At 61.9% G+C, this 24,230-nt stretch carries 28 protein-coding genes; 12 read left to right on the forward strand and 16 right to left on the reverse strand.

What is annotated here, in order from left to right; genetic code table 11:
- Positions 1 to 2: 2 nt before the first annotated feature.
- From NKH28_RS06835 to NKH28_RS06855, 5 genes are all read left to right on the forward strand, one after another.
- Complete coding sequence (locus tag NKH28_RS06835) at positions 3 to 956, forward strand: site-2 protease family protein (protein WP_352978306.1); 954 nt, start codon at positions 3 to 5, stop codon at positions 954 to 956.
- Between the two features lie 100 nt (positions 957 to 1,056).
- Positions 1,057 to 1,905, forward strand: a complete 849-nt coding sequence (locus tag NKH28_RS06840) for a DUF1194 domain-containing protein (RefSeq protein ID WP_352454623.1) — start codon at positions 1,057 to 1,059, stop codon at positions 1,903 to 1,905.
- Between the two features lie 114 nt (positions 1,906 to 2,019).
- Positions 2,020 to 2,970 carry an ABC transporter substrate-binding protein gene (locus NKH28_RS06845; protein WP_352452114.1) on the forward strand — a complete coding sequence of 317 codons (951 nt, stop codon included), beginning with the start codon at positions 2,020 to 2,022 and terminating at the stop codon, positions 2,968 to 2,970.
- Positions 2,971 to 3,041: 71 nt separating this feature from the next.
- Positions 3,042 to 3,818: an ABC transporter permease gene (locus NKH28_RS06850; protein ID WP_352539653.1), complete on the forward strand. Its 777-nt coding sequence runs from the start codon at positions 3,042 to 3,044 to the stop codon at positions 3,816 to 3,818.
- Positions 3,815 to 4,597: an ABC transporter ATP-binding protein gene (locus tag NKH28_RS06855; protein ID WP_352978308.1), complete on the forward strand. Its 783-nt coding sequence runs from the start codon at positions 3,815 to 3,817 to the stop codon at positions 4,595 to 4,597. The genes NKH28_RS06850 and NKH28_RS06855 overlap by 4 nt, the downstream gene beginning before the upstream one ends.
- A 10-nt stretch (positions 4,598 to 4,607) precedes the next feature.
- Here NKH28_RS06855 and NKH28_RS06860 read toward each other — a convergent pair whose 3' ends face one another.
- The 4 genes from NKH28_RS06860 to NKH28_RS06875 form a co-directional block, all read right to left on the reverse strand.
- A complete protein-coding gene (locus NKH28_RS06860) occupies positions 4,608 to 4,781 on the reverse strand; it encodes a type II toxin -antitoxin system TacA 1-like antitoxin (protein ID WP_352500959.1) in 174 nt (57 codons plus the stop codon).
- Positions 4,782 to 4,839: 58 nt separating this feature from the next.
- Entirely contained in the window at positions 4,840 to 5,778 is a 939-nt protein-coding gene (locus NKH28_RS06865; RefSeq protein ID WP_352501106.1) for a GlxA family transcriptional regulator, read from the reverse strand.
- A 350-nt stretch (positions 5,779 to 6,128) separates the two neighbouring features.
- Positions 6,129 to 6,263, reverse strand: a complete 135-nt coding sequence (locus NKH28_RS06870; RefSeq protein WP_013894968.1) for a hypothetical protein — start codon at positions 6,261 to 6,263, stop codon at positions 6,129 to 6,131.
- A 335-nt stretch (positions 6,264 to 6,598) separates the two neighbouring features.
- On the reverse strand, positions 6,599 to 6,784 hold the full coding sequence (locus NKH28_RS06875) for a hypothetical protein (RefSeq protein WP_352452109.1): 186 nt from the start codon (positions 6,782 to 6,784) through the stop codon (positions 6,599 to 6,601).
- A gap of 229 nt (positions 6,785 to 7,013) precedes the next feature.
- Between NKH28_RS06875 and NKH28_RS06880 the strand changes: the two genes are divergently transcribed.
- On the forward strand, positions 7,014 to 7,913 hold the full coding sequence (locus NKH28_RS06880; RefSeq protein WP_023676521.1) for a LysR substrate-binding domain-containing protein: 900 nt from the start codon (positions 7,014 to 7,016) through the stop codon (positions 7,911 to 7,913).
- Between the two features lie 6 nt (positions 7,914 to 7,919).
- Here the strand turns inward: NKH28_RS06880 and NKH28_RS06885 are convergent, their stop codons facing one another.
- The 10 genes from NKH28_RS06885 to NKH28_RS06930 form a co-directional block, all read right to left on the reverse strand.
- Complete coding sequence (locus tag NKH28_RS06885; RefSeq protein ID WP_352500958.1) at positions 7,920 to 8,903, reverse strand: alpha/beta hydrolase; 984 nt, start codon at positions 8,901 to 8,903, stop codon at positions 7,920 to 7,922.
- 268 nt (positions 8,904 to 9,171) lie between these two features.
- Entirely contained in the window at positions 9,172 to 9,354 is a 183-nt protein-coding gene (locus tag NKH28_RS06890) for a hypothetical protein (RefSeq protein ID WP_352500957.1), read from the reverse strand.
- A 184-nt stretch (positions 9,355 to 9,538) separates the two neighbouring features.
- A complete protein-coding gene (locus NKH28_RS06895; RefSeq protein WP_023676517.1) occupies positions 9,539 to 11,608 on the reverse strand; it encodes an ASKHA domain-containing protein in 2,070 nt (689 codons plus the stop codon).
- 113 nt (positions 11,609 to 11,721) lie between these two features.
- Positions 11,722 to 12,696: a methyltetrahydrofolate cobalamin methyltransferase gene (locus NKH28_RS06900; protein WP_023676516.1), complete on the reverse strand. Its 975-nt coding sequence runs from the start codon at positions 12,694 to 12,696 to the stop codon at positions 11,722 to 11,724.
- Between the two features lie 80 nt (positions 12,697 to 12,776).
- A complete protein-coding gene (locus tag NKH28_RS06905; protein ID WP_023676515.1) occupies positions 12,777 to 13,868 on the reverse strand; it encodes a methylenetetrahydrofolate reductase in 1,092 nt (363 codons plus the stop codon).
- The gene (locus NKH28_RS06910; protein WP_352454616.1) at positions 13,865 to 14,488 is read right to left on the reverse strand and encodes a methylenetetrahydrofolate reductase C-terminal domain-containing protein; all 624 of its coding nucleotides are present in this window, start codon (positions 14,486 to 14,488) and stop codon (positions 13,865 to 13,867) included. The genes NKH28_RS06905 and NKH28_RS06910 overlap by 4 nt, the downstream gene beginning before the upstream one ends.
- The gene (locus NKH28_RS06915; RefSeq protein WP_352470289.1) at positions 14,481 to 14,783 is read right to left on the reverse strand and encodes a virulence factor; all 303 of its coding nucleotides are present in this window, start codon (positions 14,781 to 14,783) and stop codon (positions 14,481 to 14,483) included. The genes NKH28_RS06910 and NKH28_RS06915 overlap by 8 nt, the downstream gene beginning before the upstream one ends.
- Positions 14,784 to 15,018: 235 nt before the next feature.
- Positions 15,019 to 15,930: a fatty acid desaturase gene (locus tag NKH28_RS06920; protein ID WP_352679959.1), complete on the reverse strand. Its 912-nt coding sequence runs from the start codon at positions 15,928 to 15,930 to the stop codon at positions 15,019 to 15,021.
- Positions 15,931 to 15,973: 43 nt separating this feature from the next.
- The gene (locus NKH28_RS06925; RefSeq protein WP_352679962.1) at positions 15,974 to 16,756 is read right to left on the reverse strand and encodes a formyl transferase; all 783 of its coding nucleotides are present in this window, start codon (positions 16,754 to 16,756) and stop codon (positions 15,974 to 15,976) included.
- Positions 16,757 to 16,834: 78 nt separating this feature from the next.
- Positions 16,835 to 17,410, reverse strand: a complete 576-nt coding sequence (locus NKH28_RS06930; protein WP_352928347.1) for a DUF4893 domain-containing protein — start codon at positions 17,408 to 17,410, stop codon at positions 16,835 to 16,837.
- Positions 17,411 to 17,531: 121 nt separating this feature from the next.
- Here NKH28_RS06930 and NKH28_RS06935 point away from each other — a divergent pair, with 121 nt between their 5' ends.
- Positions 17,532 to 18,455: an NAD-dependent epimerase/dehydratase family protein gene (locus NKH28_RS06935; protein WP_352978310.1), complete on the forward strand. Its 924-nt coding sequence runs from the start codon at positions 17,532 to 17,534 to the stop codon at positions 18,453 to 18,455.
- 8 nt (positions 18,456 to 18,463) lie between these two features.
- On the opposite strand, the gene NKH28_RS06940 is transcribed toward NKH28_RS06935, so the two are convergent.
- On the reverse strand, positions 18,464 to 19,093 hold the full coding sequence (locus NKH28_RS06940) for a DUF1638 domain-containing protein (RefSeq protein ID WP_352707867.1): 630 nt from the start codon (positions 19,091 to 19,093) through the stop codon (positions 18,464 to 18,466).
- A 64-nt stretch (positions 19,094 to 19,157) separates the two neighbouring features.
- Between NKH28_RS06940 and NKH28_RS06945 the strand changes: the two genes are divergently transcribed.
- Complete coding sequence (locus tag NKH28_RS06945) at positions 19,158 to 19,298, forward strand: entericidin A/B family lipoprotein (protein WP_023676507.1); 141 nt, start codon at positions 19,158 to 19,160, stop codon at positions 19,296 to 19,298.
- Positions 19,299 to 19,379: 81 nt separating this feature from the next.
- Here the strand turns inward: NKH28_RS06945 and NKH28_RS06950 are convergent, their stop codons facing one another.
- The gene (locus tag NKH28_RS06950; protein ID WP_023676506.1) at positions 19,380 to 20,078 is read right to left on the reverse strand and encodes a cobalamin B12-binding domain-containing protein; all 699 of its coding nucleotides are present in this window, start codon (positions 20,076 to 20,078) and stop codon (positions 19,380 to 19,382) included.
- A 308-nt stretch (positions 20,079 to 20,386) separates the two neighbouring features.
- On the opposite strand from NKH28_RS06950, the gene NKH28_RS06955 reads away from it, so the two are divergent.
- From NKH28_RS06955 to NKH28_RS06970, 4 genes are all read left to right on the forward strand, one after another.
- Positions 20,387 to 21,961: a trimethylamine methyltransferase family protein gene (locus NKH28_RS06955; RefSeq protein WP_352452099.1), complete on the forward strand. Its 1,575-nt coding sequence runs from the start codon at positions 20,387 to 20,389 to the stop codon at positions 21,959 to 21,961.
- A gap of 106 nt (positions 21,962 to 22,067) precedes the next feature.
- Positions 22,068 to 22,739 carry a hypothetical protein gene (locus tag NKH28_RS06960; RefSeq protein ID WP_352707868.1) on the forward strand — a complete coding sequence of 224 codons (672 nt, stop codon included), beginning with the start codon at positions 22,068 to 22,070 and terminating at the stop codon, positions 22,737 to 22,739.
- Between the two features lie 104 nt (positions 22,740 to 22,843).
- Positions 22,844 to 23,599, forward strand: coding sequence for a dienelactone hydrolase family protein (locus tag NKH28_RS06965; protein ID WP_352978313.1), 756 nt, complete (start codon positions 22,844 to 22,846; stop codon positions 23,597 to 23,599).
- A 68-nt stretch (positions 23,600 to 23,667) separates the two neighbouring features.
- Complete coding sequence (locus NKH28_RS06970) at positions 23,668 to 24,228, forward strand: RNA polymerase sigma factor (protein ID WP_352452095.1); 561 nt, start codon at positions 23,668 to 23,670, stop codon at positions 24,226 to 24,228.
- The last annotated feature ends 2 nt before the right edge of the window (positions 24,229 to 24,230 follow it).

Below are 24,230 nucleotides of genomic sequence, written 5' to 3' on the forward strand. Positions count from 1 at the left end.
GCTTGCCTGCCGATTCTCCACACAGGCAAGCCGAGCAGGACCTGAATGCAGAAGCCCGATTCATCGTCGGGCTTTTCGCTTTGTGGAGCGATGGTTCTCGCTTACCGTCGCGCTGCGATTGGGGGGTGCCTTTGCGGCGGATCGGCTGGGACAGAAAAAACGATGCGCTTGTGTTTCAGCTGAACCGGAATATCCCGGTTCGCGTCAGCTGGACCTTCGCAATTCCCATTGTGCTGCCCTTCCTGAACGAGTGGGCGAGCCGACCCAAGGATGCACTGATCCATACCTCTATCTTTGCAGCGCTTCTGTTTGCGTCGATATTTCTGCACGAACTGGCACACGCCTGGATCGGACGCCGACAAGGCGTCGCCACCGACAGGATAGAATTATATCTCTTCGGCGGGCTCACGCGTTTCAAACGCGCCGCAGCGCCATCGCCTGCCTGGGCGCGGATTGCGATAGCGGGTCCCCTGGCGAACATCGCGCTCGCCGCGTTTTTCGATGCGGCCTATTATCTGGTTTTTGGAGAACTCATCCCAGTTGTGCCCGAAAGGCCATTCGGGTGGCTGCCGTCAAGGTCGGCCGGTCCTCTGGAATGGACGCTTTGGATTGGCGCATTGTTGAACGTGTCACTTATCATTCTCAACATCCTGCCCGCCTACGATCTGGATGGCGGCGTGATTGCAAGACATTTGTTCCTGAGACGCTTCGGCGTCCGCCGGGCCGCGCAGATCGTCGGCATCTGCGGCATCGTACTTTCAATTCTGCGTTTTGCGATCATCTTGCCTGCCGCGGTTGCAGGTATTCTGTTGTGGCTTCCGCCGTCATTCAAGCCGAACTGGACGGCAGCGCGTGGGGTCGGTGCTAGAAAACCGAAGCCGGACCCATCCTCCGAGACGGATGTCGAGAAGGCCGTGGAGTGGCGGGGACGGGGCGGGCACCGCATCTACAAATGAAATTCGCTTTCCGGCGGTTCGCAAGAATGTGACCGGATGAGCCCGGCTCTTCACCGGGCTTTTCTCTTTGTCGATCGGCGATTTTCGCTTACCGTGCGGCATGTCTGGTTTTGCCCGTGCAAGACATCTCGTCTCGGGTGCCGCCGCGCTGGCGTCGGTGCTATGGCTGACTGCAAACTCCCGCGCCGCCGAGCCGGTCGACGTCGAACTGGTGCTGGCAGTCGACGTTTCGCTGTCCATGTCGCCGGACGAGCTCGAAATCCAGCGTCATGGCTACGCGGCGGCGCTGACGCATGACGATGTCCTGCAGGCAATCGGCGAAGGCGCTCATGGCAAGATTGCCGTCACCTATGTCGAATGGGCTGGCGCGACCTGGCAGCAGGTCGTGGTGCCGTGGACGGTGATCGCCAATCGTGCCGACGCCGAGCGGCTGGCAGCGCAGCTTTCCGCTCATCCGCCGGCCAGTGCCAGGCGCACCTCGATCTCCGGCGCGCTGGAATTCGCCAGCGATCTCTTTGCTGAAAGCGGCTTCCAGGGCGTCAAGCGGGTGATCGACATTTCGGGTGACGGCCCCAACAACCAGGGCGCACCTGTCGATATCACCCGCGACGCCGTGATCAAGCAAGGCATCACCGTCAACGGCCTGCCGCTGATGACCAGGGGCGGGTTCAGCAGCGCTTACGATGTCAACAATCTCGACCGCTACTACAGCGACTGCGTCATCGGCGGGCCGGGCTCCTTCATGATCCCGGTCAATGACTGGACGCAGTTTCCGGAGGCCATCCGCCGCAAGCTGGTGCTGGAGCTTGCCGGTCCGGCCTCGCCGCAGCGAGCGGCGGAAGAGGCGGCGCATCCGCCATTGGTGCTGGCACAGGACATCCCCGTCACCGACTGCCTAGTCGGCGAAAAAATGTGGCGCGACCGCAGCTGGATGTACGACAGCCGCTGATGGCGGAGTTTGCTGTCGATGGTGACATACCGCAGTGCAGCATCTGCTTCATTGACAAGCCTGCGGGCGTCTGTGACACAATTCCGCATCCGAACACATTAAAGGGGAACCGACATGAACAGGATCGGAATTCTTGCCGCAAGCTTGACGCTTGCCGTTGGATTGTCCGCGCCGGCGATGGCCGCCACATCGGTCAGCATCGGCATCAGTGGGTGGACCGGCTTTGCGCCGCTGACGCTCGCCAAGCAGGCCGGCATCTTCGAAAAGCACGGCCTCGACGTCACCTTGAAGAAGGTGCCGCAAGCCAGCCGGCCGCTCGCCATCGCCAGCGGCGACCTGCAATGCGCCGCCACCACGGTCGAGACCTGGCTGGTCTGGAACGCCAATGGCGTGACGACCAAGCAGATATTCCAGCTCGACAAATCCTACGGCGCCGACGGCATCGTCGCCCGCAACGACATCAAGACCGTCGCCGATCTCAAAGGTAAGTCGGTCGCGTCTTCGGCGCCGGGCACCTCGCCCTATTTCATGCTGGCCTGGGTGCTCAACAAGAACGGCATGTCGACCAAGGACGTGACGGTCGTCAACCTGGAGCCGGATGCGGCGGCGCAGGCGTTTCTCGCCGGCCAGAACGATGCGGCGGTCACCTATGAGCCGTTCATCTCGGCGGTGCGCGAAAAGTCCGACCAGGGCCACATCCTTGTCACCACTCTCGACTATCCGATGGTGCTCGATACGGTCGGCTGCACGCCGGAGTTCCTCAAGGCCAATCCGGATGCGGGCAAGGCGCTTGCCGACAGCTATTTCGAGGCACTCGACCTGATCAAGAGCGATCCGGCGAAATCCTATGAGACGATGGGTGCCGACGTGAAGCAGTCGGCCAAGGAATTCGAAGAGTCGGCCAAATACCTGAAATGGGCCGACAAGGCTGAAAACAAGCAGTTCTTCACCAAGGAATTCCAGGACTTTTCCAAGACCGCTGGCGAGCTTCTGCTGCAGATGGGTTTGATCAAGGAAGCGCCTGACGTCTCGACGTTGGCCGACACCAGCGCCGTCGCCGACTAACCGCCAGGATTGTCGCCCGGCGGCGGCGCGTGCGCCGCCGCTTTTTCATTCAGATCAGAGGACGGTCGAAGATGCCGCGCCCCTTGCATCCGGTCTCGCCGGGCATTCGAACCGTGCTCGGCATTTCGTTCTTCGTGCTGTTCGTGGCGTTCTGGGCGTGGATCACGCTTGGCGGCCACGTCAATCGCATTTTCCTTGCCGATCCGCTGTCGATGGTGAGAGACGGCTGGCGGCTGCTGGTCGAGGACCGCTTCTGGCTCGACATCCTTATCACCATCTGGCGCGTCTTCGGCGGGTTCCTGATGGCGGCCATCGTTGCCGTGCCGCTCGGCATCTTGATGGGTGCCTGGAAGCCCGTGGAGGCGTTCCTGGAGCCGTTCGTCTCCTTCGCCCGCTATCTGCCGGCATCGGCCTTCATCCCGCTGCTCATCCTGTGGGCGGGCGTTGGCGAGCTCGAAAAACTGCTGGTGATCTTCGTCGGCTCGGTGTTCCAGATCATCCTGATCATCGCGGTCAAGGTCGGCGGCACACGGCGCGACCTAGTCGAGGCGGCCTACACGCTTGGCTCGTCCGACAACGGCATCGTGCGGCGCGTGATCATGCCGGCCAATGCGCCGGAGATTGCCGAGACCCTGCGGCTGGTGCTCGGCTGGGCCTGGACCTATGTCATCGTCGCCGAGCTGATCGGCTCGTCGTCGGGCATCGGCTACATGATCATCAACAGCCAGTCGCGGCTGGCGACAGGGCAGATCATCTTCGGCATCATCGTCATCGGCCTGATCGGGCTGTTGTCCGATTTCGCCTTCAAGGCGCTCAACCGTTGGCTGTTTCCATGGAGCCTGGCGTGAGCAAGCTGCTCATCGAAGGCGTCTCGCGCACCTTCGCCGGTGTCGGCGGTGGGCAGCCGGTCAAGGCGCTGATGCCGATCGATCTGGCGGTCGCCGCCAACGACTTCATCACCATCCTGGGGCCATCCGGCTGTGGAAAGTCGACACTGCTCAGGATCGTCGCCGGCCTCGAAGCGCCGAGTGGGGGACGTGTTCTGCTCGACGGCAGGGTGGTGGACCGGCCCGGTCCAGACCGCGGCATGGTTTTCCAGTCCTATACGCTGTTTCCGTGGCTGACGGTCGCCGAGAACATCGCCTTCGGCCTGCGCGAACGTGGAATGGCCGAGCACGAGCGCAGCGAGATCGTCGCTTCTTACGTCGATCTCGTCGGGCTGAGAGGTTTTGAAAACCATTGGCCGAAGCAGCTTTCCGGCGGCATGCAGCAGCGCACCGCGATTGCCCGGGCACTGGCCAACGATCCGGAGATCCTGCTGCTCGACGAGCCGTTCGGCGCGCTTGACAACCAGACCCGCGGGCTGATGCAGGAACTGCTTCTCGGCATCTGGGAGCGCCGGCAAAAAACGGTGATGTTCGTCACCCACGACATCGAGGAGGCGATCTTCATGGCGTCGCGCGTGGTCGTGATGACGGCACGGCCGGGCCGCATCAAATCGGACGTTGCCGTCGACCTGCCGCATCCGCGCCACTACACGCTGAAGACCAGCCCGGAATTTTCGGCGCTGAAAGCGCGGCTGACGGAAGACATCCGCGTCGAGGCTATGCGCACGGCGCAGGTATAGTCGCCGCAACCTACACTCGACCGCGACCGGAAAAGATGCTCGGTTCGCTCAACAGGCGCTTTAGGCGTGGAAGGTCGCGCGTAGGGGCGTCCAGTGCCGCCATGAACGCGGCCCATTTTTCTGCATCGAGGCGGAAGCTGTGCGGGTCGGCCGGTTTTTGGGATAGGCTCGAACTCGTGGTCATGCGACATCTCTCGATGCGGGAATATCACGCTTCGCCGGTCCTCTGCTGATTTGCCAGATCAAGCCGCCAGCAATTGCTTGCGATCGACGCGTTCCTGTTGCGGCGAGCGGGCGTACAACTCGCGATAGCATTTGGAGAAATGCGAGGCGGAAACAAAGCCGCAGGCGACCGCCACTTCGACCACCGGCAACGACGACTGGATCAGCAGGTGCCGGGCGCGGTCGAGGCGGATCTCCAGATAGTAACGGGCAGGGGAGCGCCCCATCTCGGTGCGGAACAGGCGCTCAATCTGCCGGCGCGACAGGTCGACATGATCAGCGACCTCGATCAGCGAGAGCGGCTCGGAGAGATTGGCTTCCATCAGCTCGATAATGGCCAGAACTTTGGAATTCTGCACGCCAAGGCGGGCGCGCAGCGGCAGGCGCTGGCGGTCGGTCGGGCTGCGCACGCGATCAGTCAGCACCTGCTCGCAGACGCGGTTGACGAGGCTTTCGTCGAAATCGTCGCCGATCAGCTTCAGCATCATGTCGAGCGCGGCGGTGCCGCCGGCGCAGGTGTAGATGTTCTGGTCGATCTCGAAGAGGTCGGCGAAGACATTGGCCTTGGGGAACGCCTCGGAAAAGCCCGGCAGGTTCTCCCAATGGATGGCGCAGCGCTTGTTGGACAGCAGGCCTGCGGCGGCCAGGATATGCGCGCCAGTGCACAGGCCGCCGACGGCAACGCCGCGATTGTACTCCTCGCGCAACCAGGCAAAGGCCGATTTGTTCTGGTAGCGCTCGACATTGATGCCGCTGCAGACGATGGCCATGTTCGGCCGGTCCGGTCCGGACATTTTCTTGCGCTCTTCCTCCAGCGAGGTGTTGACGGCGCATTCGACGCCGTTCGAGGCGCGCACCGGCTTGCCGTCGATGCTGGCGAGCCGCCAGCGATAGGCTTCATAGCCGAGCATGCGGTTGGCCGAACGCAACGGGTCGAGCGCCGTCGCGAAGGCGATCATGGTGAAATCGGGGACCAGGAAGAATACGAACGATCGCCGGATCGGGTGCTTTACGACGTTCACGGGTAGATCCTCACGCTGCAATGGCGCGAACAGGATGTCGCGATTAGCACAGCGACATCAGGAAAGACGTTTCCTGTCAATTGGCTAGATGGCAACGGAGCGACTTTATTTGCGACACGGGTCGCAAATGGGCGATCGCTATGCGGCGAAGGACGCGACATGCCGCCGGATCGACCAACCGAGCCTACGCAGTCTGCGCACACGAAAACGCCGCCTCGGCAAAACCGAAGCGGCGCTGGATCGACTTCGAAGCAGCGCTAGGCTGCTTCCGCCGGGATTGCCGCGTCTCAGGCGACGAAGCCGAGGCGCGCGGCAGCCATGGCACCGGTCTGGCCAGGCATGGTGTTGGCCAGGCGCTGGCGCTCGAGCGCGGTCGTCAGGTTCATTTCGCGACGGGCAAAGAGGCGGGCAAAAAGCTTCATGATCATCTCCATTCGGTTGCTCAGACGGGTCGCCTTCGCTTGATGGAGTGGGGCAGCTCGTTTGTTGATGATGATATAGGCTTACGTGAGGGGAAACTAAATCGCAAAAGCGAAGCACTTGATATGAAAAGCGACACGGAATGCGACAAATTTGGGCATTCTGCCCAGGATTTTCGATTATTTACAATGCGTTGATTGCCAGTGCGGGCTGCTATGCGACTTGCTCATATGCGGCATGCGACGGCGACATGGCTCGGGAAAATCATTGGAGTACAAACAAAAAGGCCTGCCGGGCTGATCTGCGCGGCAGGCCTTCAGCTGTTGATACACACGGTTTACTTTGCTCCAGCCCACGATCCCACACCATGGCGAGTGCCGGCCTTGGCATCGGCAGCTTCCGGCCAGCCGATATCCTTCTGCAGTTCAATCGGCAGCGCGCGGATGGCGCGTTCCGTCTGGTAGCGGGCACGGGCCTCGCTGAACTCGGTCGCGATCCGACCGATGGATGACAGGATAGACATCTCATTCTCCTTCGCGTTGGGCCGGGTCGTCCCGGCGCTTGCAGCGTCAGGCGGTACACCGGCTTTGTTTCAGCTTCATTTCGTGTCGATTGCAGGTCCGTGTCATGGTTGTTTCGGGACCACTTCGATGCGTCCTGCCTCCGACCGAGTTGACTATCCTCCCAAACTGATGTTCAATCAAACGAAATGGAATGATGGTTTGCATCAGAAAAATTGAAGGTCGCTTGCCATGAACGCCCCACTCAATCATCCGCTGCCGCTGCTCGATCTGGATGTTCTGCGCACTTTCGTCGCGATCGCCGAGACCGGCAGCTTCACCACTGCGGCCAATGCGGTCTTCCGCACGCCGTCGGCCGTCTCCATGCAGATCAAGAAGCTGGAGGACATTCTCGGCCGCTCGGTGTTCGCGCGCGACGCCCGTTCGGTGACGCTGACCACCGATGGCGAGATGCTGCTCGGCTATGCGCGCCGGCTGCTGTCGATCAATCGCGAGGTGGTGTCGAAGTTCATCATTCCAGACATTGTCGGGGTGGTGCGGCTCGGCTCGCCGGACGATTACGGCGAACGTGTGCTGCCGCATGTACTGAAGCGGTTCGCACAGTCGCATCCATCGATCGCGGTCGACGTCACCATAGACCAGAGCGTCAATCTGCGCCGGCGCATGGACGACCGGGCGCTCGACATCACGCTGCTCACCAACTCCTACAAGACCAGCGCGATCGGCGCCGAAGTGCTGCTCACAGAGCCGATCGTCTGGGCCGGTGCCAAGGGCGGTTGCGCGCATCTGCGTGAGCCGCTGCCGGTCTCATTGTGGGAAGAGGGCTGTGCCTGGCGGGCAGGGGCATTGGAGGCGCTTGGGCGCGAGGGCCGCAACTACCGTATCGCATATATGAGCGCACACACGGCCGGCCAGCGCGCCGCGATCATGGCGGATCTTGCGGTGGCGCCGCTGCCGAAATCCTTCCTCGGCAGCGATATGGTCGAGCTGTGCCCGAAGGACGGCATGCCTGACATCGGCACCTACAACCTCGCCATGGTGGTGACGCCGGACGCCAGCGCGCCGGTGAAGGCAGTCGCCGACCATATCCGCGCGACGTTTGAGATGTTCAGGGAAACTGGGAAGTTCTGAGCCAAACTACGACCTGAGCGGCGCAACCAGATCGCGAGGCGTTCCGTCGCGGTCTGCCCTTTGCAGCGACAACTCTCCTGCCTTGGCATGATAACTGTCAGTTTCGTTGGTCAAGAAGGCCACTATGCTGTCCCGCGCGCGACGCGCCTCCGGCATGTCGATCAACGGCCAGACATGGAACATGCCTTGCTCGTGGACGACCTCAATTTCGACGCCGGCCGCGCGTGCCTTTTCCGCGAAAATCAGATTGTCGGGGGTGAGCAGATCGCGTGAACCGGTCAGCAGCAGCGTTTTGGGCAGCACCGACAGGTCGCCGTAAACCGGGCTGATGCGCCAGTCGGTGGGATCGATGCCGGCGCTGTAAAGCCGGATCGCCTCGCGGCCGCCGGCAATGCCCAGCCACGGATCGTTGCGTTCGGCCTCATACATTTCTGGGTTGGCGAGCGACACGTCGAGACCGGGCGAAATCAGCACGTGGCGTGATGGCAAGGGCAGGCCGTCTTGCGCAGCCATCATGGTCAGCACGACGGCCATGTTTCCGCCGGCGGAATCGCCCATGAAGATGATATCATTCGCCCTGGTTTCGCCGAACATCTGGCGGTAGACGGCGCCGACCATGCCGAACATGGCGTGAAAATCGTGTTCGGGAGCAATGGGATAGATCGGCACGGTGATACCGAACCCGAGGCGGTCGGCCATGTCGGCGATCAGCCGCCAATGATAGGGTGTGATTTCAAAGACGTAAGCGCCGCCGTGCAGGTAGAGAATCCGCCTCCGCTCACCAGCCTGGGGAGCGATCTCGTAGACGGGAAAGCCGTTGATCGTGCGGGTTGTGATCTCCAGGCGTGACCACAGCGACGCAGGCGGCTGATGGTTTTCCGTCTTGCGCGCATAGGCGATCCAGCGCTGCAGGTTCTCGGGGCTGGAAAACGCCTTCTTGCGGCTGTACCTGAGGACGAACGACACGACGTGGCTTTTGAGACTGGGCATGCAGATACACGGACTTCGGCTGAGCCGACTAAGAGAACCCCCGACTATTTCGAAGATTGTGTCGCCACCAAAAAAGTCAAGATTGATGCAATCTCAACACGGTCGTTTGATCCCAGCTGTCGACAAAGCGTCCGGCCATGAAGTCTCTGGCCTACCGGTGCAGCTCAACGCCGCGGCAGCAACGCGGCGCGCAGCCAATTGCTGGGTGCAGCCGGAGCCGCATTGCGGCTCCGGCGAATACCGAGCAGCTTGCATTTGTCGATGAATTTCATCCGCGCTGCGTGCCCCATCCGACCGCAAGCTGCCTTTCGCTCGAACGCGGCGACACCGGCCAGCCAATGTCCTTTTGGATCTCAGGCGGCAAGCTGTTGAGGATGCGCAGCGACTTGCGCGCTTCGCGTGTTTTCTTGAAGGCCGCACCATAGCGGCCGAAGCTTTCGAACATCGACATCTTGATCTCCTTGGAGCGTTGCGGTGGCCGAAAACTGTTTCCGCCGGCCGTTCGATGCCGGTTAAATGCTCCGCCTATGTATCTGGCGGATTTCACGAAAACGCGATTTCGTTTCCAGATCGGCGCGATCTGGAAACATTTGCATACATGAAAATGGAAGTTCTGACAGCCTGGCGGAGGCGAGTCATCCCCGCCCGCGCCGCGCGGCATGGCCTTCGCGCGAACGCCGCCGCGGGGCAGCGTCGCCGGCAATGCCGTCTTCGCTCACCGTCTTGCGCGGCGGCAGTTTCACCGCCGCCGACAGCTTGGGAAACGGGTCGATCTTGTTCGGGAGCGCCATGGCATAAACGAAATGTTCCTGGAATTTCGGCTCCAGCGCCGTCTCGATCTTCTCGATCTTGCTAACGGTTTCCTCGATCTCGCGGCGATAGCCACGGTTCAACAGCGCCATGCGGGCGCCGGCGCCGGCCGCATTGCCAACGGCCGAGACCTTGTCGAGGTCGCAATCCGGAATCAGGCCCAGCACCATTGCGTATTTCGGGTCGATGAACGAGCCGAATGCGCCGGCGAAGTGGATGCGGTCGACATGATCGGTGTGCTGCTTTTCCATCAAAAGCTTGGTGCCGGCATAAAGGGCGGCCTTGGCTAGCTGGATAGCGCGCACATCAGTCTGGGTGATGGTGATCTTGGGCTCGCCTTCCTTCAGCACATAGGAGAAGGTGCGGCCATTGGCGACGACGCGGGGCGAGTGGCCGCTCAGCGATCCATCGACGACGCCGTCCTCGGAGATGATGCCGGCGAGATACATCTCGGCGACCACCTCGATGATGCCGGAGCCGCAAATACCAGTGACGCCGGTCGCCTGCACACTGTCGAGGAAGCCCGGCTCGTCGGACCAGAGTTCCGAGCCGATGACGCGGTATTTCGGTTCCAGCGTTTCAGGATCGATGCGGACGCGCTCGATGGCACCCGGTGCGGCGCGCTGGCCACCGGAGATTTCCGCACCTTCGAAGGCCGGGCCAGTTGGCGATGAGGCCGCCACGACCCGCTGGCGATTGCCGAGCACGATCTCGGCATTGGTGCCGACATCGACGATCAGCATCATCTCGTCCTGGCGGTGCGGCCCTTCCGACAGCGTCACTGCGGCAGCGTCCGCGCCGACATGGCCGGCAATGCAAGGAAGCATATAGAGCCTGGCGCCCTGGTTGAGCTTCAAACCGATATCCGATGCCTTGATGTGCACGGCGCCGGAGACGGCTAGCGCGAAGGGGGCGCCGCCGAGCTCGGTCGGATCGATGCCGAGGAACAGATGGTGCATGATCGGATTGCCGACGAACACGGAATCCAGGATGTCGTTGCGCTGGACGTTGCCTTCGGTGCAGACCTTGTCCACAAGCCCCGAAATGGCCTCGCGCACGGCGACCGTCATGCCTTCGCGGCCGTCCGGGTTCATCATCACGTACGAGACACGGCTCATCAGATCCTCGCCGAAGCGGATCTGCGGATTGGATGTGCCCGACGAGGCGGCGACGCGGCCCGACAGCAACGACACCAGATGCATGGCGATCGTGGTCGAGCCGATATCGCAGGCAAGTCCGTACGCCTCGTTCTTGAGGCCGGGCCACAAAGCGATGACCCGTGCGGTCTCGCTGTCGGTGTCCTTGTGGATGGCGGCGGTCGCGGTCCAGTTGCCTTTGCGCAAAATGCCTTGCACCTGCGGCAACAGATGGAAATCGAAATCGAGGCTCTTGAGGCCCCAGTCCTTCATCAGCGCGATCTTCAGACGGTCGAGGTCGCCGAGCGGCTTGTGCATGTCGGGTTCTTCGATCTCGACATAGCACATGCGGATTGCCGCATCGCGGGCGATGACCCTGGTGTCGGCGTCCTTGCGAATGGTCTGCGCGTTGATGACGGTGTCCTGCGGCACGTCGACGACGAGATCGCCGAGAATCTGCGCCGAGCAGGACAGCCGGCGGCGCTCGGGCAGGCCGCGTACGCGCTCGTAGCGCTCTTCCTTGGCGCCCTTGGGCGAGAGGTGATCGTTGGAGGAAACGATCTTGTGCTTGGCGAAATTGCCTTCCTGCACCTCGATCTGGCAACGCCCGCAAGTGGCACGCCCGCCGCACACGCTCTCGACATAGACACCGAGTTGGCGCGCGGCGTCCAGAACCGGCGTGCCGACCGGAAACCGGCCGCGCTTGCCCGACGGCATGAACAGCACGAGCGGATCGGTGATGTTGACGGGAGAGTTCATACGTTCCAGACTTTACTTTCTACGCAGCTCGGGTCTTGGCTACGGCAGCGATGCCGCTATGTCTCGGTTCCTCCCCAGTCCTAGGCCCCATATCGTGTCGGCCAAGACCTGGCTCAACCCCGGGCCATACGCGCTTCGCGGCCGCCGCGCCTGCGTCCGCCATTGCCATTGCCATCGCCCGGCGCGTTGACCTGCGTCCGGGCGGCAACGGCCTGGCCGCCTTCAGCAGGCTTGTAGTCCTTGTAGGTCCTGATCCAATTGGTGCAGTTCTCGTCGGTGCCGTTCAGCACGTTGGCGCCACGCACCGCTTCCATTTCCTGCGGCCGCACCGGGTTCATGATCGCCGAGGTCATGCCGGCGCCGATCACCATCGGGATGAAGGCGGCGTTGATGCCATGACGGTGCGGCAGGCCGAACGAGATGTTGGAGAGGCCGCAGGTGGTGTTGACCTTGAGCTCCTCGCGCAGCCGGCGTAGCAGGGCAAATACCTGGCGGCCGGCATCGCCCAGCGCGCCGATCGGCATGACCAGGGGGTCGACGACCACATCATGCGCCGGAATGCCGAAGTCGGCACAGCGCTGAACGATCTTCTTGGCGACGGCGAAGCGCACATCGGGGTCCATCGAAATACCGGTCTCGTCGTTGGAAATGGCGACGACGGGAACGTTGTATTTCTTGATCAACGGCAGGATGGCTTCGAGCTTTTCCTCCTCGCCGGTGACGGAATTGACCAGCGGCCGGCCTTTGGCGACCTTCAGCGCCGCTTCGATTGCCGCAGTCACGGAGGAGTCGATCGACAACGGCAGGTCGACTAGGCCTTGCACGATCTCCAGCGTCTGCACCAGCAGCGCCGGCTCGGTGGCGTTGGGATCAACTGCAGTGACGCCGGCATTGACGTCGAGCATGGTCGCCCCACAGGCGGCCTGTTCCAGCGCATCCTTGATGACGGTCTCAAAATTGCCGGCGATCATTTCGGCGGCCAGTTTCTTACGGCCGGTCGGGTTGATGCGCTCGCCGATCACGCAGAAGGGCTGATCGAAGCCGATGATGATTTCTCGTGTCGCCGAGGCGACGATGGTGCGGGTCATGAAATCTCTCCATCGTGATATAAAGAGTTCTTTATATCGTTATCTGTTTCTGATCAAGCGAATGCTGACGATTCGCGCTGTCAATGCGCGGTCTTGACCATGTCGACCTGGGTTTCGGTGAGGTCGTCATGCAGTATGTGGTCGAGCCGGTCGGCAACGAGCTGGTCGTCGCGGCGGATTTCGCGTTTCCACGGCCGGCGACCCTTCAGCACGCCAGATTCGTCGACGATCTCAGCGACGTATTCTTCCTGGCGATAGGCCATCACATGGACGCCGGACACACCGGGAATTTCCTTCACCTCATTGATGATGTCGATGCAGAGCTGCTTGCCTTCCTTCTTCTGATCCTGAGCGCCTTCCAGGCGCTTGACGATCTGATCGGGAATGTGAATGCCCGGTACGTTGGAGCGGATCCATTTGGCCGTCTTGGCCGAGGCCAGCGGCCCGACGCCGCACAGGATGAAACATTTCTCGGTATAGCCGAGATCGCGGACCTTCTGCATGTAGGTGCGGAACATCGGTACGTCGAAGCAGTACTGGCTCTGCACGAACTGTGCCCCGGCGGCGATCTTCTTGCCCAGCCGATAGGGCCGGAAATCGATCGGCGGCGCAAACGGGTTGATCGCCGCGCCAAGGAAAAGCTGCGGCGGGGTCGTGAGTTTGCGGCCGGACAGGAATTTGCCGTTATCGCGCATAACGCGGCAGGTTTCGAGCAGCGACATGCAGTCGAGATCGAACACCGGCTTGGCGCCGGGCTGGTCGCCGGCCTGCACGCCGTCGCCGGTCAGGCACAGCATGTTGGCGACGCCCATCGCAGCACCCCCAAGCACGTCGCCCTGGATGGCGATGCGGTTCCGGTCGCGGCAGGCGATCTGCATGATCGGGGCATAGCCCATGCGGGTCAGCAGCGCGCAGATGCCGACCGACGACATGTGGCAGTTGGCGCCGGAAGCGTCGACGGCATTGATGGCGTCGACCCAGCCGTCGAAAATCCTGGCGCGGTTGTAGACGTCTTCCGGATCGGCGCTGTCGGGCGGATTGAGCTCGGTCGTCACTGCGAACTCGCCGCGCCTGAGGACGCGTTCCAGCCGGCCACGCGAGGTGTGGCCGGGCAGGGGATCGAGCGGCAAATGGATGCCGGCCGGATTCTCGTCTGGCTGACGGCCGATCATGCCGATGCTCCGGTCTTCGTAGTATTCCGGGCCGCATTGCGGGCGGCCGCGGCCTGCGCGGTGACCCGCAGCCAGGCGGAAGTTTCGCGCAAGGACTGATCCACCGGCTTCTGCACTTCCAAAATCTTGTCGCCATGCACCATGTTCCGCGAGCCTTCCCAGGCTTTGACCCAGACGCAAGGCATGTCAGGCTCGACCTCGCAATTGCCGTTGGCGCGGACACCGCCGCAAGGGCCGTTGCGCAATTGCTTGGGGCAGTTCATTGGGCACGACATGCCGGTCGAGGAAAGGATGCACTGGCCGCACATGCGGCAGTCGAACATGAATCCCTTGACGCGCTTTTCGACGAATTTCACAGGCCCTTCGACACGGCTGTAGCCGATGCCCTTCCACAGCGGATGGAGGAGCAGGAACATGTCGGCGAATTTGCCGTAGAACCATTCGAGCAGCCGCGAATGCCGCACAGACCAAAGGCGCACCGCGAAAGAGCGCTGCACACGCCGCTGCGGCGACACGTCGGCCGGCTTGTAGTCGGATTTCGGCGCCGCCTTCTTGACGATGGTCGCCTGGGTCACGCCGGCTTGAGCCGTCGTCGCCGGCATTGATTGGGGATCAGACATTCTCTTTGCCCCCCGCCTTGACCAGAGCGACCAGCCGCTCACGGTCGTATTTCGCATCAAGTTCCTGAAGAGCCTTCTCGGCCTCGGCTTCAAGATCGTCACTGACCGGGAGGGGTTCTGCCTTGTGCCATTCGGCAAGATAGTCGTCGGTGCCGCCAGCGCCGGTGCGCATGGCGCACATGTCGATCGCCTCGGTGAAGCGCAGCGGCAGTTCGCGCTTGGCGTTCTGCCGGCCCTTCTTGACGATGACCTGGGCGGGGATGTCGCGCCAGTAGACGACGATCAGATCGGCCATAATTTCCTGCTCCTGCAGAGCGCCGTGCGTCCAATCGGACGCACAAACGATGCTCTACCATTTAACTCCGCTGCATCGTGCTCTCCGAAGATCGATTCCGATCTTTTGGCCAATGCAGTGGTTTCGAGCATTGCCGGAAGCGCTGTTGGGCTGCTTGTTATGGGACGACGCGGGGGCCTTCAAAAGCGACGCAATCGACGGCCGCGGTTGAAAGCGGAGTTTCTTCCAGCACTGGTCAGCCGGCGCGGCCATCGTAGCTGCCGACCAGCTTCCTGTGGAAGCGCACGTAACCTCGTTCGGTCGTGCGTAAATGCTCCGCGACGATGTCATGGAAGCGCGGCAGGCGGTGGAAGGGAACGGCCGGATAGGAATGGTGCTCGGAATGGTACGGCATATTCCAAGCCACGAAGCGCACCAGCCTTGTGGTGAAGGTGGTGCGGGTGTTCTCGAGCATGTTGGCGACATGTGGGCACAACGCGTGCTCGGCCAGCAGGTAGGCACGCAAAAACGGCTGTCCGACCAGCACCGGCACGATCCAGACCCACAACAGCAGCGCCGACTGCGCGGCGAGCGATGCGGCCAGCAATGCCGCATAGCCGATCAGGAACTGCCGTGCTTCGGCAACCACCTTGCCGCGGCGCTTTTCCGGCACAAAGCCGTCGCGGTTGCGGCCCGCCGCATTGGTTGCGATCACACGGCCCATGGCGATCCAATAGGGGCCGCCTGACAGATAGCGCAGATATTGGCTGATGGTCTCCGGCTTCGGGGCCATCAGTTCGGGGTCGTTGTCCGGGTCGTGCGTATGGCGGTGATGGGCGAAATGGAAATAGCGGAACCATGCCGGCGGCAGCAGGATAAGGAAGCCGGCCACGGCGGCGATGGTGCGATTGAGCCGCGCCGTTCTGAACGCAGTTTCATGGATGGTCTCGTGCAACGGCGTGAAGAAGAAGACGATCAGGATTCCCTGCGGCAAGACGAGCGCGGGCCAGAACGGGATGCGAGCGGCGATCAGCGCGCCTAGCAGGATAACCAGCCCGGCATGGACCGCCAGCCGGACAATGCCTGGCCGGTCAACCCTGGCGGTGAGGTCGCGACGGTCCTCGACCGAAAGGCCGGCAATGATGGTGCGGTGGTCGATGTCGCTCATGATGCAATGTTAGTGGCGGGTGGCTGTCCGGTAAATCGGCGCGTCACCAGACGCCGTTCCTTATCCCCGTCCAGAGATAAAACCATATCGTCGGATGATACCATTGTGTCGAAGGTAGGCCGGGATCCACCGTGCCGAGCTTGCCGGCCAGCGCATCCCTGACCGCTTCGACGCAGATGTCGCGCGAGAAGGCCGCCTGCCGCAACGCGTAGCTCGAAACTGTGTCGCCCGGCTGCGGTTTGCCACGCGTCTGCCGCAGCACGCCGCCAGTGTCGACGCCGGCGTCGACCAGATGCACGGTGGTGCCGAAGTTCTCCGCATCGCCTGAAGCCAGCGCCCAGTAACCGCCGTTCATGCCACGATATTTCGGGGCGATGCCGGCATGGTAGTTGAGGACCGGGCAAGGGATTTTCGCCAGCGTCTGCCGCGACAGCAAGCGGCAGCCGGCGAGCAGCACCACACCCGGCTGGATTTCCGCAATCGCCTGCAGGCACTCCGGCGCGTTGGCCGACGAGACATAAATGATCTTTTGCCCAGGCTTCGGTTCGGTTTGCAGCTTCTGCCCGGCGGCAAGCCGTGCTGCGTGGCCGGCGAAGAAGCGCTTGCCGAGGCGCGTCAGCACCATCGTGCCGAGTTGACCGATGGCCGAGGTCCAGCCTTGCCGCCGCGCCCGCGCGAGGAGCAATTGCTTTTTGGATTCAGGAGCTTCGAGGATGACGCTGACCGGGCCGAGTTGATCGGCGAGGGCGTTGACGATCGCCCAGATATGCGGGCCGCCTTCGGTGACGACGACGATCGGCCGTTGGTTTGTTTTCGACAGTGCCATGCTCTGCGACTCCCCGCAAAGAACCTGTTCTTTGCGCGCGAATGCTAGGCTGACCGGGTTAACCCCTGGTGATCGGGCTCAGCGCTTGAATTCGAGGATATCGAGCTTCGATTCGTAATAGGGCGCCGGGAACTCGATGCGCCATTCACTGGCGCTGTTGCGGAAGGCATAGCCGACCTGATCGCTTTCCGGGCCGCTGCCGTAGGGCTTTGCCGGATCGTCGTTGACGTGGAAGGAACCGAGATAGATCGCGCGTTTCTCGCCATCGTCGAAGAAGCGGCCCTTGGTGCGCTGCGAGCCGGTGATCTTTTCCAGTCTCCAGCCGGAACCGTCGTCGCTCACCTTGCATTTGAACCAGCCATAGATGACGAGCGGGCTCAATCCGCCGGCCTTGATGGTGCGGCATTGCCATTTGCCGGTCAGGTCCCTGTCAGAGAAGGGAACCAGCGGCTTTGCCAGCAAAGCGTCGAGCTGCTTGACCTCGGCGGGATCGCCGGCCTTCGCCTCGTCAAGCGCTGCCCTGCGCGTCTCGCCATACTTGTTGAGCCGCGCCTTGTCGGCAGCCGTTATCAGCTTCTGCACCTCGCCATCGGCGAACGCGGGCATGGTCAAGCAGAGGACAGTTGCTGCGGCAAACATGAGGCGAGCGATCATCGGTGGCGTTTCCTTTTTGATGGCTGGAGCAGGCTGTTTTCTTGTCTGGCGCATACCTTAATGTTTCGCCGCGTTCTGTCATCCGTGCCTGAGCATCGACAGCAGAAACGAGGTGGAAAGAATGCGGATCTTGCTGACGGGATCGTCCGGTTGGCTGGGCAGCGCCTTGGCGCCGCGCCTGCGGGCTCTTGGCCATGACGTCACCGGCCTCGATCCCGTTCCGTCTTCGGAAACGCCAATCGTCGGCTCAGTCGCCGATCGCGACCTGGTCATGAGGGCGGTCGAGGGGAACCGCGTCGAGGCCATCATCCATAGCGGCGCGCTGCACAAGCCTGACATCGAACGTTATCGCAACGAGGATTTCGTCGAGACGAATGTGCGCGGCACGCTCAACCTGCTCGACGCGGCGGCAGCATTCGGCGTTCAGCGTTTCGTGTTCACGTCGACGACGTCGCTGATGATTTCCCAAACCATTCGCGCCGGCTTCACCGGCGGGACGCGCAAGGCGGCATGGCTGACGGAAGACATGTCGCCTGAACCGCGCAACATCTACGGCGTCACCAAGCTTTCAGCCGAACAGCTCTGCCGGCTCTATCATTTGCAGTTCGGCCTGCCGGTGATCGTGTTGCGCACCGCCCGGTTTTTTCCCGAGGCGGACGACATGGCGCACGTGATCGAACAGTCGGATGCCAACACCAAGGCCAATGAGCTGTTGTTCCGCCGGCTGACGGTGGAGGACGCAGCCGACGCCCACATCGCTGCCCTGGAGAAAGCGCCGCAATTGGGCTTCGACACTTTCATCATCTCGGCACCGACGCCTTTCCAGCCCGAAGATTGCGCGGCCTTGATCGCCGACGCGCCGTCGGTCGTGGCGCGCTATTTTCCGGATTATCCGGCGCTCTACGCGAAGAAAGGCTGGACGATGTTTTCGTCGATCGACCGGGTCTATGATGCGTCGCGGGCTAGGGACCGGCTGGGTTTCGTCTGCAAGACGAGCTTTGCAGATGTGCTCGCCGGGCTTGAAGCTGAAGAACGCTTTGCCTAGAAATATCGTCAAGCCAGGATTGCAGCGCTGGCCAGTTCCTTCGTCAGGTCACCATAGCCGGTCGAGCGCCGCTCATAGGCGAGGCCGAGCATTTTCGCCGCCTTTTCGGCGACCTTGTCGAGTTCCGGGTCGTCGGTCTGAGCGATATAGATCAGCTTCTCGTAGTTGCCGAAATAGTCCTTGATCAGCTCCGGGTGCTTGTCCAGACCGAGCGGCTTCATGAAGAAGGCATCGAATTGCCGGCAGAGGAAATCGGTCATGTAGAACGACATCATGTCGTCATCGGCGACCTTCGCATAGGCATCCATGCCCTGGTAGAAAGCAAAGCAATGCGGCCCGGCCATGCGCTCGACGCCATGCTTCTCGCAGATCCGATCGAGCAAGCCACCCGTGCCGCAATCGGCATAGCCGACGAATATGTGGCTGTAGCCGTCGGTCTTGGCCTTCTCGATAGCCTTGTCCATGGCCGGCGCGATGCGGTCCGGATAGAAATGGAACTCCGCCGGCAGGCAGGTCAGGTCGAGATGGTCGAGCCCGAGCTGCTCCTTGACCGCCAAAACTTCGCGCGCAATCATCCCGCAGGCGATGACGAGCAGCCTGTCGCCTTGATCGGATTGTTGTTTTCGCGCGGTAGTCATGGAACCAGTCTAATCCATCTTCGTTGCTGTCCAGCGAATTTATATCCTGAGGGAGACACCATTCATGAAATTGTTCCGCGTCGCGCCAATCGCTATTCTCGCCTGCGCCTTGGCTGTTTCGGCCTGCGCCAACACGGTGCGCGGCGTCGGTAAGGATATCAAATCCACTGCGAAGGCTGTTGACGATACCGTCAAGAAACCCTGATCCGCACGGCTCTAAACATTTGGGAATAAAAAAGCCGCACTGCAAGGCGCGGCTTTTCTCGTTGGTGCCGGACTTATTGGCTCAGGCCGAAGCGCGGACGTTGTGCTTGCGCTTCATGAAGTCCTTGGCGGTCTCGACCGCCACCGCGGCGTCGCGGCAATAGGCGTCGGCGCCGACGGCTTTGCCGAATTCCTCGTTGAGCGGTGCGCCGCCGACCAGCACGACATAGTCATCGCGAATGCCCTTTTCCTTCATCGTATCGATGACGACTTTCATGTAAGGCATGGTCGTCGTCAGCAGCGCCGACATGCCGATGATGTCGGGCTGGTGCTTTTCGATGGCATCGAGATATTTTTCGACCGCATTGTTGATGCCCAGGTCGATGACATCGAAGCCGGCGCCTTCCATCATCATGCCGACCAGATTCTTGCCGATGTCATGGATGTCGCCCTTGACGGTGCCGATCACCATCTTGCCCTGCTTCGGCGCGCCGGTGGCGACAAGCAGCGGACGCAGGATGAACATGCCGGCCTTCATCGCGTTGGCCGACAGCAGCACTTCGGGAACGAACAGGATGCCGTCGCGGAAGTCCTCGCCGACGATGCGCATGCCCTCGACCAGAGCCTCGGTTAACACCTTGTAAGGCGCCCAGCCGCGCTCGAGAAGGATATTGGTGCCTTCCTCGATTTCTTCCTTCAACCCGTCATAAAGATCGTCGTGCATCTGCTGCACCAACTCGTCGTCGGAGAGTTCCGAAAGGATGATCTCGTCGTCGGCCATTTTTTCTCAGGCTCCTTGCCGGCTACAACTGTTGCGGCAGCTTAAAAATATCGCGTCAATACCTAACCCGCACGGGCCGGTTGTCCATAGCTGATTTGCGACTTCCCGCAAAACGAAAGCGACCGTAAATCTCTTGGAATTCTTGTCGATTTTGCGACAGGCGTTGGCGCTGGCGGGCCGTTTCGAATAGGGTGCATGGCTACGATCCGGCCAGAGACCGCAATATGCGGCCGCAAACGGATTTCAGGCCGGTGCAGGAGCCAGGCCGGAGTAAATCAGGCCAGAACGAAAGCCAGGGAAGAACGATTATGAGTGAGAACGCGCCGGTCGATCAGGAAGCGTCAAACGCACGGCGCGGGCGCGCTGCCAGCGGTGGCGCCGCAGCCCGACGGGCTGCGCGTTCGGGCGGCGGCCCCGGCACACAGCTCACCTATATCAAGCGCAAGATCAACGTCTATGAAGTGCTGGACGAGGAAGGGCTGGCGCTGATCGAAAAGAACACCGACACCGTGCTGGAGGAGATCGGCATCATCTTCCGCGACGACGCCGAGGCGCTGCAGCTTTGGAAAGAGGCGGGCGCCGACGTCAAGGGCGAGCGGGTGCATTTCCCCAAGGGCCTCTGCCGCTCGCTGTTGAAGACCGCTCCGTCCGTCTATACCCAGCACGCCCGCAACGGCGAGCGCTCGGTGCAGATCGGCGGCAACGCGACAGTGTTCGCGCCGGTCTATGGACCGCCCTTCGTGCGCGATCTCGACGGCGTCAGGCGCTATGCAACGATCGAGGATTTCCGGAATTTCGTGAAACTCGCCTATATGGCGCCGTCGATCCACCATTCCGGCGGCACGGTTTGCGAGCCGGTCGACGTGCCGGTCAACAAGCGCCATCTCGACATGGTCTACAGCCATATCAAATATTCAGACAAGCCGTTCATGGGCTCGGTGACCGCGCCCGAGCGCGCTGAAGATACGGTGGCAATGGCCAAGATCGTGTTCGGTGACGATTTCGTCGAGAACAACACGGTGCTGACCAGCCTGATCAACGCCAACTCGCCGATGGTTTTCGACGAGACCATGCTGGGAGCGCTGAAGGTCTATTCGCGCCACAACCAAGCCTGCATCGTCACGCCGTTCATCCTTGCCGGTGCGATGAGCCCGGTGACGGTCGCCGGTACACTGACGCAGGTTTTGGCCGAAGTGCTGGCCGGCGCGTCGTTCACGCAGCTGATCCGGCCGGGTGCGCCGGTGCTGTTCGGCACCTTCGCCTCGTCGATCTCGATGCAGTCGGGCGCGCCGACCTTCGGCACGCCGGAGCCGTCGCTGGTCTCGTATGGCGCCGCACAGCTTGCCCGTCGGCTCGGCCTGCCGTTTCGCACCGGCGGTTCGCTCTGTGCTTCAAAAATCCCCGATGCGCAGGCCGCCTACGAGAGCGCCAACACGCTGAACTCGACGATCCTCGCCGGCACCAACTTCGTGCTGCATTCGGCCGGCTGGCTCGAGGGCGGTCTCGCCTCCTGCTACGAAAAGTTCATGATGGACATCGACCAGCTCGGCATGACGCAGAAGTTCTCCGAGGGTGTCGACCTGTCGGAAAACGGCCAGGCGATGGATGCCATCCGCCAGGTCGGCCCGGGCAGCCACTATCTCGGCTGCGACCACACCCAGGCCAATTTCCAGACCGCGTTCTACCGTTCCAACATTGCCGACAACAATTCTTACGAGCAATGGCTGGCGGAAGGCGAAAAAACCGCGCCGCAGCGCGCCAACGAGCTCGCCCGCCGCTGGCTGGAAAGCTACGAGGCGCCGCATCTCGATCAGGGTATCGACGACGGGCTGAAGGACTTCATTGCCAGGAAGAAGGCGTCGATGGCCGACGCCTTCACCTGAAAGGAGCCCGAATCAGGCGGGGCTAAAGTCGCCAACATCATCCACAAGGAAGTCTGGCGGAGTGCCTTCTCCGACCCGGACAAGAAGGGATGATCCCGAGCGCAGCATGATCGAAACCATCGCGGCTGCGCTTTCCGCCCACGGCCTTATGCTTCGCGGCGGCTTCGATTTTGCGGGCGGTGAGGAAACACCTTCCGGTCTCTCCGGCGCTGCCGCCAGATCCGTTCTGCTGGTGGGGCAGGCGGGCGCCGCACCTTGGCCGCACTTCCTGCGCTGGCTGGAGAGACAGTCACAGCCGATCGACGATCCGCTCGACAGATGGTCTCGCGAAGTGATCGGCGCGGTGGCCGAAAGATTCGGGGCACGCGCGGTGTCGCCGTCCGACAGGCCTTATCTGCCATTCCAGCAATGGGCGATGCGTGCGGAGGGGCTGAAGCCGTCGCCGCTCGGCATTCTCATGCATCCGAAATATGGGCTCTGGCATGCCTATCGCGGCGCGCTGCTGTTCGAAAATGAGATTGCGCTCCAAGAACCCCACGACGTAATTCACCTTTGCGATACATGTTTGGAAAAACCTTGCCTGAAATCCTGTCCGGTCGAGGCTTATTCTGCGAATGGTTTTGCACATGAAACCTGTCTGGCCCATGTGCTCGGGCAAAACGGCGCGCCTTGCCGAACCGGCGGCTGTCTTGATCGCAACGCCTGTCCCTACGGCACCGATTATCGCTATCCGTCCGAGGTTCAGGCCTTTCACATGGCAGCATTTGCGCGTCTGTAGCGTCGCCGAATGCCGCACGAAATCTTGAAGCAGATCGCCTCACTACAGCTTGCGGCGACGGCCACCGCGGGTATCTATCGCACGTCAGATCAACGGAGCGGATGATGGCCACGCAAGCGATGCAGATCAAGACAAGCGACGGCATTGCCAAGGCCCGGCTGTTCCGTTCGGCGGCCCCAGCCAAGGCAGCGATCATCCTCTACATGGACGTTTTCGGTCCGCGACCGGCGCTCGACCAAATGGCGGAAAGGCTTACCGACGAAGGCTATGCGGTGCTTGTGCCGGACCTCTTTTACCGCAATGCGCCCTACGGTCCGTTCGATCCCAAGACTGCGTTCGGCGACGAGAGGAGCAAGGCTGCCATCACAGGTCTCCTCGGCGGCACGACCCAGGAGATGACGATCCGCGACAGCGGCGCTTTCCTCGATGTGCTCGCTGCCCAGGGCCTAACCGGGCCGGTCGGCATTGTCGGCTATTGCATGGGCGGAGCGCGGGCGCTGAACGCCGCGGCCAGCTATCCCGATCGCATCGCCGCCGCGGCCAGTTTTCACAGCGGCAATCTGGCTGGTGACGCAGCCGACAGTCCGCATCGGAAGGCCGCCTCGGTCAAGGCAAGGGTCTATATCGGCACCGCCGGTGTCGACCGCAGCTTTCCGCCGGAGCAATCGGCGCGGCTGGCCGAAACACTGCGCGCCGCCGAGGTCGATCATGTCATAGAGAACTATGCCGGTGTGGCGCATGGCTGGTGCATGCCGGACCATAGTGCCTTCGATGCAGCCGGCGCCGAACGCCACTGGAAGCGGCTGACGACGCTGTTTGCGGAGACGCTCGGCCAAGGCACGCCAACCATCACGACGTGACCGCCCGCCAAAAAATTCTTTCCATCGCCCCAAGGAACCGCCATTAGCCTTCGTCCAACAGGCAAATGATGGCGATGATGCTGGACGAAAGCGAAGCCTCCGACGCCGAACTGATCGGACGGGCGAAGGGCGGAGACCGGGGTGCTTTCGGCAAGTTGCTCGAAAGGCACTATGGTTTCGTCTATCGCGCCGCCTATCGTTGGTGCGGGAAAAAGGCCGACGCCGAGGACATCGCCCAGGAAGTCTGCGTCCGGCTCGGGCGGGCGATCCGCGATTATCACGGCAGCGGTGCCTTTACGACGTGGCTCTACACCATGACGCTGAATGCGGCGCGCGACATGATGCGCAAGACCGCCCGTGAGACGGTCAAGACCGAGGCCTATGGCGCCTATGCGCTGATTTCGGGGGAAATCTCGGCTGAGCCGGAAGACCCGGCCGAGGCGCTCTGGGCAGCGGTGCGCAAGCTGCCGGACAAGCAGCGCGATGCGGTGCTGCTGGTTTATGGCGAAGGGCTGAGCCACGCCGCCGCCGCCGAGGCGATGGCGATCTCGGAGACGACGGTTTCCTGGCACATCCATGAAGCGAAGAAACGGTTGAAGACGCTGATGCGTTCAGCCGGGGAAGTGTGACC

Origin of the sequence: Mesorhizobium sp. M1227 (assembly GCF_040318315.1) — a bacterium.
In the GTDB taxonomy this organism is placed as follows: domain Bacteria; phylum Pseudomonadota; class Alphaproteobacteria; order Rhizobiales; family Rhizobiaceae; genus Mesorhizobium.

Excerpts from the sequence above, each read along its gene's own strand:
- NKH28_RS06845 (WP_352452114.1), top strand. The coding sequence starts at position 2,020 with ATGAACAGGATCGGAATTCTTGCCGCAAGCTTGACGCTTGCCGTTGGA.
- NKH28_RS06895 (WP_023676517.1), bottom strand. The coding sequence starts at position 11,608 with ATGAACTCTCCCGTCAACATCACCGATCCGCTCGTGCTGTTCATGCCG.
- NKH28_RS06930 (WP_352928347.1), bottom strand. The coding sequence starts at position 17,410 with ATGATCGCTCGCCTCATGTTTGCCGCAGCAACTGTCCTCTGCTTGACC.
- NKH28_RS06950 (WP_023676506.1), bottom strand. The coding sequence starts at position 20,078 with ATGGCCGACGACGAGATCATCCTTTCGGAACTCTCCGACGACGAGTTG.
- NKH28_RS06880 (WP_023676521.1), top strand. The coding sequence starts at position 7,014 with ATGAACGCCCCACTCAATCATCCGCTGCCGCTGCTCGATCTGGATGTT.
- NKH28_RS06915 (WP_352470289.1), bottom strand. The coding sequence starts at position 14,783 with ATGGCCGATCTGATCGTCGTCTACTGGCGCGACATCCCCGCCCAGGTC.
- NKH28_RS06890 (WP_352500957.1), bottom strand. The coding sequence starts at position 9,354 with ATGTCGATGTTCGAAAGCTTCGGCCGCTATGGTGCGGCCTTCAAGAAA.
- NKH28_RS06905 (WP_023676515.1), bottom strand. The coding sequence starts at position 13,868 with ATGATCGGCCGTCAGCCAGACGAGAATCCGGCCGGCATCCATTTGCCG.
- NKH28_RS06910 (WP_352454616.1), bottom strand. The coding sequence starts at position 14,488 with ATGTCTGATCCCCAATCAATGCCGGCGACGACGGCTCAAGCCGGCGTG.
- NKH28_RS06970 (WP_352452095.1), top strand. The coding sequence starts at position 23,668 with ATGGCGATGATGCTGGACGAAAGCGAAGCCTCCGACGCCGAACTGATC.
- NKH28_RS06875 (WP_352452109.1), bottom strand. The coding sequence starts at position 6,784 with ATGTCTATCCTGTCATCCATCGGTCGGATCGCGACCGAGTTCAGCGAG.
- NKH28_RS06865 (WP_352501106.1), bottom strand. The coding sequence starts at position 5,778 with ATGATCGCCTTCGCGACGGCGCTCGACCCGTTGCGTTCGGCCAACCGC.
- NKH28_RS06935 (WP_352978310.1), top strand. The coding sequence starts at position 17,532 with ATGCGGATCTTGCTGACGGGATCGTCCGGTTGGCTGGGCAGCGCCTTG.
- NKH28_RS06925 (WP_352679962.1), bottom strand. The coding sequence starts at position 16,756 with ATGGCACTGTCGAAAACAAACCAACGGCCGATCGTCGTCGTCACCGAA.
- NKH28_RS06840 (WP_352454623.1), top strand. The coding sequence starts at position 1,057 with ATGTCTGGTTTTGCCCGTGCAAGACATCTCGTCTCGGGTGCCGCCGCG.
- NKH28_RS06955 (WP_352452099.1), top strand. The coding sequence starts at position 20,387 with ATGAGTGAGAACGCGCCGGTCGATCAGGAAGCGTCAAACGCACGGCGC.
- NKH28_RS06920 (WP_352679959.1), bottom strand. The coding sequence starts at position 15,930 with ATGAGCGACATCGACCACCGCACCATCATTGCCGGCCTTTCGGTCGAG.
- NKH28_RS06870 (WP_013894968.1), bottom strand. The coding sequence starts at position 6,263 with ATGAAGCTTTTTGCCCGCCTCTTTGCCCGTCGCGAAATGAACCTGACG.
- NKH28_RS06940 (WP_352707867.1), bottom strand. The coding sequence starts at position 19,093 with ATGACTACCGCGCGAAAACAACAATCCGATCAAGGCGACAGGCTGCTC.
- NKH28_RS06965 (WP_352978313.1), top strand. The coding sequence starts at position 22,844 with ATGGCCACGCAAGCGATGCAGATCAAGACAAGCGACGGCATTGCCAAG.
- NKH28_RS06960 (WP_352707868.1), top strand. The coding sequence starts at position 22,068 with ATGATCGAAACCATCGCGGCTGCGCTTTCCGCCCACGGCCTTATGCTT.
- NKH28_RS06885 (WP_352500958.1), bottom strand. The coding sequence starts at position 8,903 with ATGCCCAGTCTCAAAAGCCACGTCGTGTCGTTCGTCCTCAGGTACAGC.
- NKH28_RS06860 (WP_352500959.1), bottom strand. The coding sequence starts at position 4,781 with ATGACCACGAGTTCGAGCCTATCCCAAAAACCGGCCGACCCGCACAGC.
- NKH28_RS06900 (WP_023676516.1), bottom strand. The coding sequence starts at position 12,696 with ATGACCCGCACCATCGTCGCCTCGGCGACACGAGAAATCATCATCGGC.
- NKH28_RS06945 (WP_023676507.1), top strand. The coding sequence starts at position 19,158 with ATGAAATTGTTCCGCGTCGCGCCAATCGCTATTCTCGCCTGCGCCTTG.
- NKH28_RS06850 (WP_352539653.1), top strand. The coding sequence starts at position 3,042 with ATGCCGCGCCCCTTGCATCCGGTCTCGCCGGGCATTCGAACCGTGCTC.